The sequence below is a fragment of the Streptomyces sp. NPDC000134 genome (genome assembly GCF_042899225.1).
Lineage (GTDB): Bacteria > Actinomycetota > Actinomycetes > Streptomycetales > Streptomycetaceae > Streptomyces.
In genome coordinates, this window is record NZ_JBIAZN010000015.1 from 23608 (window position 1) to 35334 (window position 11727).

Annotated in this window: 12 protein-coding genes and 1 pseudogene; 8 read left to right on the forward strand and 5 right to left on the reverse strand. The window is 74.9% G+C overall.

The features are described 5' to 3' along the window. Positions 1 to 66 precede the first annotated feature (66 nt). Positions 67 to 1689: an MDR family MFS transporter gene (locus ACFY32_RS22475; RefSeq protein WP_359203334.1), complete on the forward strand. Its 1623-nt coding sequence runs from the start codon at positions 67 to 69 to the stop codon at positions 1687 to 1689. A 110-nt stretch (positions 1690 to 1799) separates the two neighbouring features. On the opposite strand, the gene ACFY32_RS22480 is transcribed toward ACFY32_RS22475, so the two are convergent. The 3 genes from ACFY32_RS22480 to ACFY32_RS22490 all read right to left on the reverse strand — a co-directional run bounded on the left by ACFY32_RS22480 (position 1800) and on the right by ACFY32_RS22490 (position 4037). Then, on the reverse strand, positions 1800 to 2312 hold the full coding sequence (locus ACFY32_RS22480) for a GNAT family N-acetyltransferase (RefSeq protein WP_390675077.1): 513 nt from the start codon (positions 2310 to 2312) through the stop codon (positions 1800 to 1802). Between the two features lie 390 nt (positions 2313 to 2702). Further along, the gene (locus ACFY32_RS22485; RefSeq protein WP_359203340.1) at positions 2703 to 3638 is read right to left on the reverse strand and encodes a M56 family metallopeptidase; all 936 of its coding nucleotides are present in this window, start codon (positions 3636 to 3638) and stop codon (positions 2703 to 2705) included. A gap of 6 nt (positions 3639 to 3644) precedes the next feature. Next, complete coding sequence (locus tag ACFY32_RS22490) at positions 3645 to 4037, reverse strand: BlaI/MecI/CopY family transcriptional regulator (protein ID WP_359203343.1); 393 nt, start codon at positions 4035 to 4037, stop codon at positions 3645 to 3647. 275 nt (positions 4038 to 4312) lie between these two features. Here ACFY32_RS22490 and ACFY32_RS22495 point away from each other — a divergent pair, with 275 nt between their 5' ends. Beyond that, on the forward strand, positions 4313 to 5635 hold the full coding sequence (locus ACFY32_RS22495; RefSeq protein WP_390675078.1) for a phytase: 1323 nt from the start codon (positions 4313 to 4315) through the stop codon (positions 5633 to 5635). Between the two features lie 68 nt (positions 5636 to 5703). Here ACFY32_RS22495 and ACFY32_RS22500 read toward each other — a convergent pair whose 3' ends face one another. Continuing rightward, entirely contained in the window at positions 5704 to 6399 is a 696-nt protein-coding gene (locus ACFY32_RS22500; RefSeq protein ID WP_390675079.1) for a lytic polysaccharide monooxygenase, read from the reverse strand. Positions 6400 to 6630: 231 nt separating this feature from the next. Continuing rightward, entirely contained in the window at positions 6631 to 7644 is a 1014-nt protein-coding gene (locus ACFY32_RS22505; protein WP_390675080.1) for a zinc-binding dehydrogenase, read from the reverse strand. A 184-nt stretch (positions 7645 to 7828) separates the two neighbouring features. Here ACFY32_RS22505 and ACFY32_RS22510 point away from each other — a divergent pair, with 184 nt between their 5' ends. The 6 genes and pseudogenes from ACFY32_RS22510 (at position 7829) to ACFY32_RS22535 (ending at position 11723) form a co-directional block, all read left to right on the forward strand. Further along, the gene (locus ACFY32_RS22510; RefSeq protein WP_359203435.1) at positions 7829 to 8389 is read left to right on the forward strand and encodes a TetR/AcrR family transcriptional regulator; all 561 of its coding nucleotides are present in this window, start codon (positions 7829 to 7831) and stop codon (positions 8387 to 8389) included. Positions 8390 to 8489: 100 nt separating this feature from the next. After that, entirely contained in the window at positions 8490 to 9290 is an 801-nt protein-coding gene (locus ACFY32_RS22515) for an SDR family NAD(P)-dependent oxidoreductase (RefSeq protein ID WP_390675081.1), read from the forward strand. A gap of 74 nt (positions 9291 to 9364) precedes the next feature. Then, positions 9365 to 10011: pseudogene (locus ACFY32_RS22520) on the forward strand (class I SAM-dependent methyltransferase). Positions 10012 to 10079: 68 nt separating this feature from the next. Further along, the gene (locus ACFY32_RS22525; RefSeq protein ID WP_359203357.1) at positions 10080 to 10412 is read left to right on the forward strand and encodes a gas vesicle protein; all 333 of its coding nucleotides are present in this window, start codon (positions 10080 to 10082) and stop codon (positions 10410 to 10412) included. A gap of 37 nt (positions 10413 to 10449) precedes the next feature. Continuing rightward, positions 10450 to 10962: a gas vesicle structural protein GvpA gene (locus ACFY32_RS22530; RefSeq protein WP_390675082.1), complete on the forward strand. Its 513-nt coding sequence runs from the start codon at positions 10450 to 10452 to the stop codon at positions 10960 to 10962. Continuing rightward, positions 10959 to 11723 carry a GvpL/GvpF family gas vesicle protein gene (locus ACFY32_RS22535; RefSeq protein ID WP_359203363.1) on the forward strand — a complete coding sequence of 255 codons (765 nt, stop codon included), beginning with the start codon at positions 10959 to 10961 and terminating at the stop codon, positions 11721 to 11723. The genes ACFY32_RS22530 and ACFY32_RS22535 overlap by 4 nt, the downstream gene beginning before the upstream one ends. Positions 11724 to 11727: the final 4 nt, after the last annotated feature.

Genomic DNA, 11727 nt, shown 5'->3' on the forward strand with positions numbered 1-11727 from the left:
GGGCACCCCGCGAGGTGCCCGCACGGTCCGCGCGGAGCACCGATCACCACCGTCGAAAGAGATGTCGTGACCGCACCCCAGGCGCCCGCCGGCGCGCCGCCCAGTTCCATGACCCAGAAGCAGATACTCCAGGCGATGTCGGGGCTGATGGCCGGCATGTTCGTCGCCATCCTCGCGGGCACCGTGGTGTCCAACGCGCTGCCCACGATCATCGCCGACCTCGGCGCCAGCCAGTCCTCGTACACCTGGGTCGTCACCGCCGAACTCCTGGCGATGACCGCGACGGTGCCGCTGTGGGGCAAGCTGTCGGACCTGTTCAACAAGAAGCTGCTGCTCCAGCTCTCGCTGGGCATGTTCGTGGTCGGCTCGCTGCTGGCGGGCTTCTCCCACGAGACCACGCTGCTGATCTTCAGCCGGGTCGTGCAGGGCATCGGCGCGGGCGGCCTGACCGCGCTCGCGCAGGTCGTGATGGCCGCCGTGATCCCGCCCCGGGAACTGGGCAAGTACTCCGGCATCTTCGGCGCCGTCTTCGCCGTCGGCACCGTGGCCGGACCGCTCATCGGCGGCGTGCTGGTGGACACCGACTGGCTGGGCTGGCGCTGGTGCTTCTTCATCGGCGTGCCGTTCGCGCTGCTCGCCATCCTCCTGTTGCAGCGCACGCTGAAGCTGCCCACCGTCAAGCGCCAGGTGAAGATCGACTGGCTCGGTGCCTTCCTCATCGTCGCCGGTGTCTGCGCGCTGCTCATCTGGGTGTCGCTCGCGGGCAACCGCTTCGACTGGGCGTCCTGGCAGACCGCCGCGCTCACCATCGGCGGCGTCGTGCTGCTGGTCCTCGCGGTGTTCGTCGAGGCCCGCACCGACGAGCCGGTCATCCCGCTGGACATCTTCAAGAACCGCACGGTCACCCTGACCACGGTCGCCAGCCTGCTGGTCGGTGTCGCCATGTTCGGCGGGACCGTCTTCCTCTCGCAGTACTTCCAGGTCTCGCTGGGCAAGTCGCCGACCATGGCGGGCCTGATGTCCCTGCCGATGATCCTCGGCCTGCTGGTGTCCTCCACGATCGCCGGCCAGATCATCAGCCGGACCGGCAAGTGGAAGGTGTACCTGGTGGCGGGCGCCGTCATCATGACGGCCGGCCTGGCGCTGCTCTCCCTGATCGGCGCCGACACCCACTTCGGGCTGCTCAGCCTCTACATGGCCGTGCTCGGCATCGGTGTCGGCATGCTGATGCAGAACCTGGTGCTCGCCGCGCAGAACGACGTCCCCGCCGCCGAGCTGGGCGCCGCCACCTCGGTGCTGTCCTTCTTCCGCAGCATGGGCGGCACCATCGGTACGTCCGTCCTCGGCGCGATCCTCGCCAACCGGGTCGCCGACGAGATGACCAAGGGCCTGGAGAAGGCGGGCGTCGCCGGTGCCGCCGCGGGCGGTTCGGGCGGCGGCGAGGGCAGCGTCCCGGACATGAGCACGCTGCCCGCCCCGATGCGGGAGATCGTCGAGCACGCCTACGGGGTCGCCACCGCCGACCTGTTCCTGATCGCCACGCCGTTCGCGCTGCTGGCGCTGGTCGCCGTGGTCTTCATCAAGGAGAAGCCGCTGAAGACCACCAGCGGCTTGGAGCGGCTGGCCGAGGAGGCCGGCGCGGCGTCCGCGGCGCCGACCGACAAGGGCCCGGCGGCCCCCGTCGGCTGACCAGGACCCACCGGGTGACCGGATGACCGGGACCGGATGACCGGCTGACCGGATGACCGGGAAAGAGGACGGACCGCCCGGCGGCCCGTCCTCTTTCCGCGTCCCGGGGGTCAGACCCCGAACGGCGCGGCGTAGCGCACGGTGCCCGCGGGCAGCGGGCGGGCGGGGTCCAGGCTGAGGGCCATCAGCGCCTCGTCCGGCACGTCGAAGGCGACCCCGATGCCGTGCGCGGAGGCACGGCCGAAGCCGAAGCGCGGGTAGTACGCGGGGTGCCCGAGGACGACGACATGGTGCTCGCCCCGCCGCCGGGCCGCGTCCAGCGCCGCCCGTACGACCGCCGAGCCGGCGCCGGTGCGCTGCCGCTCGGGCCGGACCGCGCACGGCCCCAGGCAGAGCGCCGGGGACTCGCCGATGTGGCAGCGCGTCAGCAGGGCCTGGGCGACCGGGCTCCCCGTGCCGTCCGCGGCGACCAGGGACAGGCCCTCGATCCACGCCGCCGGGTCGGCGCGCAGCGCGTCCACGAGGTCGGCCTCCAGGGCCGTCGGGAACGCGGCGCGGAGCACCTCCCGGATCGCGGGGACGTCGGCGGGTGTCTCGGGGCGGGTGATCCAGGGCTGCGGCATGGCGGTCCGTTCCTGCGGCGGCGGGTACGACGGCACGCCACCGTAGCCGTACACCGTCGCTCACGGACACCGAGTTGTCGCGGGGCCGCTGCACCGGCAGTCCACCGGGCGCCGGGCAGCCGCAAGGGCCTGCACCGACCGTCCACCGGACGCCGGGGCGGCAGGCCGCCGCGAGGGCCGGTTCACCGCTCGACCACCGGGGCCGACCGGGCCGACAGGCGCCGGGCCGCACGGGCCGGCTCACCGCTCGGCCACCGGGGTCGGCCGGGTCGGCGGGCGCCGGGCCGCACGGTGCCGCGAAGGCCAGTGCACCGACCGTCCACCGGACGCCGGGCGGCAAGTCATCGCGAGGGCCGCCGGGCCGGCCGGGCCGGCGGGCGCCCGCCCGGGTCAGAGCGGTGTCGCGGCCTTCAGGATCAGGAACATCGTGACCGCCGAGTTCGCGGACGACATCACCGACACCGCGGTGCCGACGGCCGCGCCCCACGCCGCCAGGCCCACCGAGGTGAACACGGGCGGGCGGCGGCGCGCCGCCGGGGCCGGGCCGAGCAGGGCCGCCACCCGGCGCGGGACCGGGCCCGGGGCGGCGAGGCCGGCCAGGGTGGCGACCGGGGTGCCCCGGGAGACGAGGGCCGCCCTGCCGATGGCGGTGGCCACCGTACGGCGGCTGCCGACCACGCCCGCCGCCGCCTCGTCGGCCCACCGCTCCGCCGTGTACGACACCGCCGTGCGCAGCGGCCGGAGGAACGGGTTGGCCAGCGCGGCGAGCCGGACGGTGAGCAGGAACCGGTGGTGCCGGGCGGCGAGGTGGGCGCGCTCGTGGGCGAACAGCGCCCGGCGCTCGGCGGGTGCGAGGCACGCCAGCAGCGCGGTCGTCACCACGACGCGGTCCCGCCGGCCGCCGCCGGGCAGCGCGTAGGCGTACGGCACCGCGTCGGGCAGCACGGCCACCGAGGTGCCGGGCAGTCCGGCCAGCGCGCGGTGGGCGCGGCGGCGTACCCGGCCGTGCCGCCACAGCGCGCGGGCGCAGGCCGTGACGACCGCGCACAGCGCCGGGATCGCGGCCTTGCCGACCACCTCGTCGTAGGGCACGGCGGCCCGCACCTCCGGGTCCGACCAGCCGTCGGGCAGCGGGTTGCCGGGCAGTTGGGCGGTGCCGACCACCATCGCCAGGGCCAGGCACACCGTGCTGCACAGGGCCATCACGGCGGCCACGCCGGTGAGCAGCCGGGTCGCGGTGCGGGGGTGCAGGTGCTGCTCGGCGAGGCGGGCGACGGGCCATGCCGTCAGCGGCAGGACCAGCGGGAGGAAGACGAAGACCCCCATGCGGCGTCAGTCTTCCTCGTCCCCGTCGGCGGCGGTGTGGCCGAGCAGTTCGCGCAGCAGCCGCTCGTCGTCCGGTTCGAGGCCGGTGACGAAGCTGGCGAGCACGGCCTCGCGGTCGCTCTCGGCGTCCAGGACCTTGCGCATCTTGCGGGCGGCCAGGCCCGCCTGGTCCGCGGCGGGCGTCCACACGAAGGACCGGCCGGCCCGCTCCCGGGTGACCGCGCCCTTGTCCAGCAGCCGGGTCAGGATCGTGATCACCGTGGTGTAGGCGAGGTCGCCGCCGAGGTGCTCCTGCACCCAGCCGGCCGTCGCCGGGCCGTCCGCCGTGCGCAGCGCCGACAGCACCAGCGCCTCCAGTTCGCCCTGTCCCCGCCGCCGGGGACGCGGGTGATCCGCCACGACCTGGCTCCCTCCGCCGCCGTCCGTTTCCCGAAGCGCCATCGTATAGACGCCCGAGCGACCGGCCCGCCGCGCCCCGGCGCCCCGGACCGCCCCGCCCGCACGACCGCACACCCCAGGGCCGTACGACCGCACACGTCACGCCCGTACGACCGCGCACCCCACGCCCGCACGACCACGCACGTCCCGTTCCCCCGCCGGACGCCCTCCCGTCACCCGGAAGGCGTCCGGGCGACCCACTGCGCCACGAAGATCAACGGCGTAACTTTTTTGTCATGTCACCGACTTCAGGAGTACCCGGCGTGACCCGACACTCCCTCAGGCGCCTGGCCGTCTGCACCCTCACCGCGGCCGTCGCCGTCCTCCCGGCCGGCCCGGCCCTGGCCGGCGGGGGCACGCTGCCCGCCGTGCATCCCCGCGCCGAGACGCCGCCGCTGCGGGACGACGAGGCCGGCGGCAACGCCGACGCCGACGACCCCGCGATCTGGCGCAACCCGGCCGACCCGGACCGCAGCCTGGTCGTCGCCACCGCGAAGGAGGCCGGACTGCGGGTCTACGACCTGGACGCCCGGCTGGTGCAGTCGGTGCCGGCCCCGCCCGGACCGGGGGCCGACGACGCGCCCGGCCGGTTCAACAACGTCGACCTGGTGCACGGCCTGAAGCTGAGCACGGGCCGGGCCGACCTCGCGGTCACCACCGACCGGGGCAACGACCGCCTGCGCGTCTACCGCATCGACCCCACGCGGCCGGACCGCCCCCTGACCGACGTCACCGACCCGGCCGCCGCCCCGGTCTTCTCCGACGGCCAGGAAGAGATCAACGAGCAGCGCACCGCGTACGGGCTGGCCACCTTGACCGACCGGTCCACCGGACGCTCCTACGCCCTGGTCAGCCAGCGCGAACGCACCCGGATCGCACTGCTCGAACTGACCCCCACCGCGCGGGGCCGCGTCGGCTACCGCACGGTCCGCACCCTGGACCTGCCGTCCGCCTTCCGGCTTCCCGACGGCACCTCCTGGTCGCCCTGCGCCGAGCCGGGCGAACTGCCGCAGGTCGAGGGCATGGTCGTCGACCCGGACAACGGGGTGCTGTACGCCGGCCAGGAGGACGTCGGCATCTGGAAGCTGCGCGCCGACCTCACCGGCGCGCCGAAGCTGCTGGACAAGGTGCGCGAGTACGGCGTCCCGGGCACCTACGACGAGAGCACCGAGGAGTGCGTGGCGGGCGCCGACCCCGGCTACGGCGGCACCCGGCTGACCGCCGACGTCGAGGGCCTGACGCTGGTCCAGGAGAAGGACGGCGACGGCTACCTGCTCGCCTCCAGCCAGGGCGACGACACCTTCGCCGCGTACGACCGCGAGACCGGTGACGCCAACGAGTACGAGGGCGGCTTCCGGGTCACCCCCGCCTCGGCCGCGCTGGACGGCTCCGAGGAGTGCGACGGGGCGGCGGCCCTCAACCAGCCGCTGGGCTCCCGCTACCCGCACGGCCTGCTCGTGGTGCAGGACGGGCACGACGCCCCCGGCGACGGCGACCCGGCCGTCACCAACTTCAAGTACGTCGACCTGGGCGACGTACTGGACGCCCTCGACGACTGAGGCCACGGCCCCGCCGGGCGCGCGGCGCGTCCGGCGGGGGCGGAGGGGGGGTTGGCCGACCGGCCGGGTCAGCGGAAGTTCACGTCACTGCACAGGAAGTACGTCTGGTCCATGTGCGACGCCTGCCAGATCGTGTAGACCACGTGCCGGCCGCTGTAGCCCGAGGTGCTGACCGGGATCTCGTAGTTCTGGCTGGGCGCGTAACGGCCCGTGGTGGCGACCAGTTGGAGGTCGTTCCAGGTCAGCGGCTGGGTGGTGGGGTCGAAGCCCTGCCGGGTGACGTAGACCCGGAAGTAGTCCGCGCCGTGGCTGGCCTGGTCGTACAGCTTGACGGTGAAGTTGGCGCCGATGTCCGTGGTCTTCCAGGCGCCCACGGCGTCCAGCGAGTTGTAGCGGCCGCTCTCCGTACGGCCACCGCTGCAGAGCTGCCCGTTGGGCACGACGGCCTGGAAGTTGCCCGCCGAGCCGTTGCGGTACAGGCCGTTCCAGTTCCACATCGCGTTGGGGTTGCTCTGCCACGCCTGCCAGCACATCGGGTCCTGCTGGGCCATCGCCGGGTTCTGGAAGTCGCTGCCCCAGCGCAGCCAGCAGCCGTAGTTGCGCGAGGCCGGGTCGACGACGGAGCCGTGCGCCACGGCGGTGCCGCTCCAGGGGATCAGGGCGAGTGTGGCGGCGGCGAACGCGCTCAGGCCGAGGGTGAGCACGCGGCGCCTTTTGCTGACACCGGTCGAGGGGTTGACGTAATCATGACAAGCCGAGGCCATGGTCTCCTTCTTTCGGGTGGGGGACGGACAGAAGGGAGTGAGAGCGTGTTGGGAGCGCTCCCAGACCACAGGCTGCGCCCTGCGAAACAAAGGGGCAACATTTGAACACGCCACCTTCCGACGGCGGTTGGCGCGTTCGACGCCGGTTTTCGACATGGCGGCGGCCCCGGCTCCCTGCGGAACCGGGGACCGCGGCGTCCGGCCGTCCCGGGGACCCGGCGGTCCCCCGCCTCACGGGCGCAGGATCAGCCGGATGGGGTTGCCCTCCTTCTTCTCCAGGCGGGCGACCGCCTCGGCGGCCTCGGCCAGCGGCAGTACGCCGCTGATGGAACCGGAGAAGTCCAGCCGCCCGTGGTCGATCAGCCGCAGCAACTGCGGCAGCGCCACCGGCATGTCGGAGCCGTAGTGGCCGAGGATGCGCTGCTGGAGATAGCTGAAGCGGGTGCCGTCGGTGACCGTGAGGGGCTGATCGGTCAGCCCCACCAGGACCAGCCGGCCCTGCGGCGCGAGGACGGAGACGGCCTGCTCGCGCACCGCCGGCACGCCCGCGAAGTCGAAGGCGGCGGCGATCCCGCCCCCGCCGGTCGCCGCGCCGACGGCCTGGCGCAGATTGGGGTCGGCGGAGTCGAGGGCGAGGTCGGCGCCGGCGGCGAGGGCGCGCTCCCGGGCGACCGGGTTGGGGTCGACGGCGATGACCGGGCAGGCCCCGGCGGCGCGGAGCAACTGCACGGCGTGCACGCCGAGTCCGCCGACGCCCCAGACGCCGACCGCCTCGGCGGGCCGGACCGCGCCGGTCTCGGTGATCGCGCCCCACGGCGTGGAGACCGCGTCGGGGATGATCGCGCCCTGGTCGAAGGGGATCGCGTCGGGCAGCAGGGTCAGGGCGTCGGCGGCGGACAGGGCGTACTCGGCCCAGCCGCCGTCGTAGTCGACGCCCCGGGTGTAGGTGACGCCGTCGCGCTTCTCGCCGGCGTGCAGGACCACGCGCTGCCCCGGCGTCCAGGCGGTGACGCCCTCGCCGGTCCCGGCGATCGTGCCGGACACCTCGTGGCCGAGGGTGACGGTGTCGCCCTGGAGGTAGAGCGGGGTGAGGGTGCCGTCGATGAGGTGGACGTCGGAGAGGCAGACCCCGGCCGCCTCGACCTTGACCAGCACCTCGCCGGGACCCGGCTGCGGGCGGGGCACCTCCTCCAGCTTCAGGGTGCGGCTCGGTACGTGCAGACGGGCGGCGAGCATCCGCGCCATGACAGGACCTCCTCGGTGCGGCGACCCCGGGCGCCCCTCGCGCTCTATCGCAGGTCGACTTGCGTTAACCGTACACCTGACGCAGGCCGGCCTGCTTTAGGCTGGGCCGATGACCGGCCCGACGACTCCTTCCCGCACTCCTTCCCCCTCTCCCGCGCCGCCGCTGCGGCGGCGCGGGGAGCGGATGCGGGGGGCCGTGCTCGCCGCCGTGGTGGAGCTGCTGTCCCGGGAGGGGCTGGCGGGCACCACCGTGGCGGCGGTCGCCCGGTCGGCCGGCGTGCACGAGACCTCGGTCTACCGCCGCTGGAAGACCCGCGAGAACCTGATCCTCGACGCGCTGACCACCCAACTGGACGCGGCCCTGCCGATCCCCGACACCGGACGGGTCCGCGAGGACCTGCTGCGCTTCTTCACCTCGCTGGCCCAGTTGCTCGGCACCGCCCAGGGGCAGGCCCTGCTGCGGCTGAGCGTGGAGCGGGACGGCACCCTGGACGACCGGCGGCTGCCCTACTGGAGCGACCGGCTGACCCGGGCCGGCGCGATGGTCCGGCGGGGTGTGGACCGGGGCGAGCTGGCCCCGGACGCCGATCCCGGTCTGCTGATCGAGGCGGTGAGCGGGCCGCTGTTCGTCCGGGTGCTGCTCAGCGGCGCCCCGCTGGACGGACCGCTGGTGGCGGGCCTGGTCGACCTGGCGCTCGACGGGGTCCGGCCCCGCGCACCGGGCGATCCGGCCGCCGTCGTTTGACCGGCGCGACCGGGGAACCCGGGCCCGGTCGCCTCCGTGCGGCCGACCCCGGCCGAGTGGGGTCGTTCCTGGTGATCGCGAAGACGTTGTGGAGACCTCCATGGAGACCGACAGGCCGCTCGCACTGGTGACCGGGGCATCCGGTGGCATCGGGTACGAACTCGCCCGCCAGTTCGCCGAGCACGGTCACGACCTGCTGATCTGCGCCGAGGACGACCGGCTGGAGCACGCCGCCGAGCGCTTGCGGCAGACGGGCGCCCGGGTCCGGACGGTACGCGCCGACCTGCGCGAGCCCGCGGGCGTGGACCGGCTGGTCGCCGCCACCACCGGGCTGACCGTGGACGTGGCGGCGCTGAACGCCGGAGTGGGGCGGGGCGGGGCCTTCGTGGACACCGACCCGGCCGACGACCGGTCCGTCATCGACCTGAACGTGACGTCGACCGTGCAACTGGCCAAGCCGCTGCTGCGGCAGATGGTGGCGCGCGGCGCGGGACGGATGGTGTTCACCTCGTCCCTCGCGTCGATGATGCCGGGCTCCTTCCAGTCGGTGTACAACGCCTCGAAGTCCTTCGTCCAGTCCTTCGCGCAGGGGCTGGCGGAGGAGGTCGGGGACACCGGCGTCACCGTCACCTCCTTCATGCCCGGACCCACGGACACCGACTTCTTCCGGCGGGCCGGGATGGAGGACACCCGGATGGGCACCATGGCCAAGGACGATCCGGCCGACGTCGCCCGGCAGGCGTTCGAGGCGGTCATGAAGGGCCGCACCAAGGTGGTCACCGGTTCGGCGAAGACCAAGGCGCAGGGGGTGGCCGACCGGCTGCTGTCCGACGGGGTGAAGTCGGCCATGCACCGCAGGATGGCGGAGCCGGGGACGGCACCGGACGACACCGGGCGGTGAACGCCGGACGGCCGGGGCGCCCTTGCCGCCGCCCGGCCCGGTGGCACGGTGCCTGCGCACCGACCAGCGCGAAGATGCCGACCGTGACCGAGGGGCAGCGGCCGGGGAGGTCCGCGGCGGCCGTGTCCGACGCGCTGGGCGCCGCCTACGAGCAGGCGTTCGCCGGGTCGGGGGCGCACCGGCGCTCCCTGGAGTGGCTGCTCGGCCGGCTCGCGCCCGGCAGCTCGGCGCTGGAGGTGGGCAGCGGGACGGGACGGCCCACGGCGGAGACCCTGGCGCGGGCGGGACACGATGGGCGGGGCGTGGACGTGTCCCCCGTGATGACGGCCCTGGCGGCGCGGCAGGTGCCCGCCGCCTCCTTCCGGTGCGCCGGCATCCGCGAACTGCCGCTGGAGGCGGAGTCCTTCGACGCGGTCCGCGGGTACTTCTCGCTGCTCCGGACGACCCGCGCCGAGCGGTCCGCCGTGCCGCGGCGCCTCGCGGGCGTCCCGCGGCCGGGCGGGTACCTGGCGCCGGCCACCGTGCCGCTGGACGTGCAGGGCGCCGACGGTGTCTTCATGGGGCAGCCGGTCCGGGTGACCGGCTTCGACGCCGGGGGCTGACGGCCGTGGCCGAGGACGCCGGGTCCGAGGTGGCGGCCCGCGAGGAGACGCTGTCCACGCCCGCCCGCCCGGACGCCGCCCCCGAGCCGCACCTCTTCCCGCACGCCCGGCGCCGGTGACCGCCCCCGGCGCCCGTATGGGGTAACAGCGCACGCGCCGGCCGGGCGGCGCGGTCAGAGTGGGACGCATGACAGAACCCGGCGCGCGCAGGCGCGGCACCACGACCCCCACCGTGCGGCGGTCCGGCACGTCCCGGTCCGGGGCGCGCGGTGCCGCCGAGGCCGCCCGGCGCGCCACCGACGGGCTGGCCGAACTCGTCCGGCACCGCCTGGAGGGCGTCTCCGCGGTCTGCCGCAACGAGGAGGACGGCTGGACCGTCGACATCGACGTGCTGGAACTCGCGCGCATCCCCGACACCACCAGCCTCCTGGCCACCTACCGGGTCGAACTGGACCCGGCGGGCGAGCTGCTCCAGTACCGGCGGATCGCCCGCTACCGGCGTGGTGCCCAGGACCAGTGACGGGCCCGCCGAGGCCCGCTCCCGGAAGGACCGTCGCATGATCACCTACGACGACGAGGTCGTGTGCGCGCCGCGCGCCGGCACCCTCTACGACGTACTGGAACTCATCCTCGACCGCGGCATGGTAATCGACGTCTTCGTGCGCGTCTCGCTCGTCGGCATCGAGATCCTCAAGGTGGACGTCCGGATCGTGGTGGCGAGCGTCGACACGTATCTGCGGTTCGCGGAGGCGTGCAACCGGCTGGACCTGGAGCACGACGTGCGGTCCAAGACGGTTCCCGAGCTGTTCGGCGCGCCGATGGCCAAGGCGGCCGGCAAGGCGGGCGTGAAGCGGACGACGCGCTCGCTGGGCGACAAGGTGCGGAACATACTCGCGCCCGAGGAGGCCGCCGCCCCCGACGACCTCGCCGAGGAGGCGGCCGAGGCGCCCGTGCCCCGCCGGACCGCCCCCGCCCCCGCCCCCGCCCGGGTGCGCGGCACGGCCCGGCGCGCCGCCCCCGCCGACCGCCCGCGTCCCCGCCCCCGCCGACGCCCGGAGCCCGAGGAATGACCGTGAGCACCACCGCGCCCCCCGCCGACGCCCTCGGCACCCTGTACGTCTACGGCATCGCCCCCGCCGGTGTGAGCGTCCCGCGCGGCCCCGGCGTGGACGGCGCCCCGGTCGGGCTGCTCACCGAGGCCGGGCTGTGCGCGGCCGTCTCGCCGGCCCCGGCACGGCCCCGGGCCCGGCGGCGCGACCTGATGGCCCATCAGGCGGTGCTGGAGGAGCTGGCGGCGCAGGGGCCCGTACTGCCCATGCGGTTCGCCGTGCTCACCCCCGAACCGGACGCCCTGCGCGCCCAGCTCCGCGCCGACGAGGCCCACTTGCGGCGGCAACTGGACGGGATCACGGGCTGTGTCGAGCTGAACGTCAAGGGCACGGTGGTGGCCGGCTGCCTCGCCGAGGTGGTCCGCCGGGACGAGGGCCTGCGGGCGCTCGCCCTGCGGACCCGGCGCCGGCCCGGCTACGAGGCCCAGGTGCGGCTCGGCGAGGCGCTCGCCCGGGGGGTGCGCCGCGAGGCCCGGCGCGCGGCTCGGGAGATCCTCGCCCGGCTCACCCCGCTCGCCGTGCGCACCGCCGAGGGGCCGCTGGACGACGAGCGGGTGCTCAGCACCTCGTTCCTGCTGCGCGCCGCCGACGAGCGGCGGTTCCGGCGGGAAGTGGCCGCGCGGGCCCGCGAGTACGGGGACAGGCTGGCGCTCGGCGTGACCGGGCCGCTGCCCTGCTACAGCTTCGTCGACGCGCGTCCCGCGCCCGCCCCGGGGCGGTGACGGC

Bases quoted from the DNA above. Each gene is read 5' to 3' on its own strand.
- ACFY32_RS22500 (WP_390675079.1), bottom strand. From the start codon at position 6,399: ATGGCCTCGGCTTGTCATGATTACGTCAACCCCTCGACCGGTGTCAGC.
- ACFY32_RS22495 (WP_390675078.1), top strand. From the start codon at position 4,313: ATGTCACCGACTTCAGGAGTACCCGGCGTGACCCGACACTCCCTCAGG.
- ACFY32_RS22535 (WP_359203363.1), top strand. From the start codon at position 10,959: ATGACCGTGAGCACCACCGCGCCCCCCGCCGACGCCCTCGGCACCCTG.
- ACFY32_RS22485 (WP_359203340.1), bottom strand. From the start codon at position 3,638: ATGGGGGTCTTCGTCTTCCTCCCGCTGGTCCTGCCGCTGACGGCATGG.
- ACFY32_RS22515 (WP_390675081.1), top strand. From the start codon at position 8,490: ATGGAGACCGACAGGCCGCTCGCACTGGTGACCGGGGCATCCGGTGGC.
- ACFY32_RS22510 (WP_359203435.1), top strand. From the start codon at position 7,829: ATGCGGGGGGCCGTGCTCGCCGCCGTGGTGGAGCTGCTGTCCCGGGAG.
- ACFY32_RS22525 (WP_359203357.1), top strand. From the start codon at position 10,080: ATGACAGAACCCGGCGCGCGCAGGCGCGGCACCACGACCCCCACCGTG.
- ACFY32_RS22530 (WP_390675082.1), top strand. From the start codon at position 10,450: ATGATCACCTACGACGACGAGGTCGTGTGCGCGCCGCGCGCCGGCACC.
- ACFY32_RS22480 (WP_390675077.1), bottom strand. From the start codon at position 2,312: ATGCCGCAGCCCTGGATCACCCGCCCCGAGACACCCGCCGACGTCCCC.
- ACFY32_RS22505 (WP_390675080.1), bottom strand. From the start codon at position 7,644: ATGGCGCGGATGCTCGCCGCCCGTCTGCACGTACCGAGCCGCACCCTG.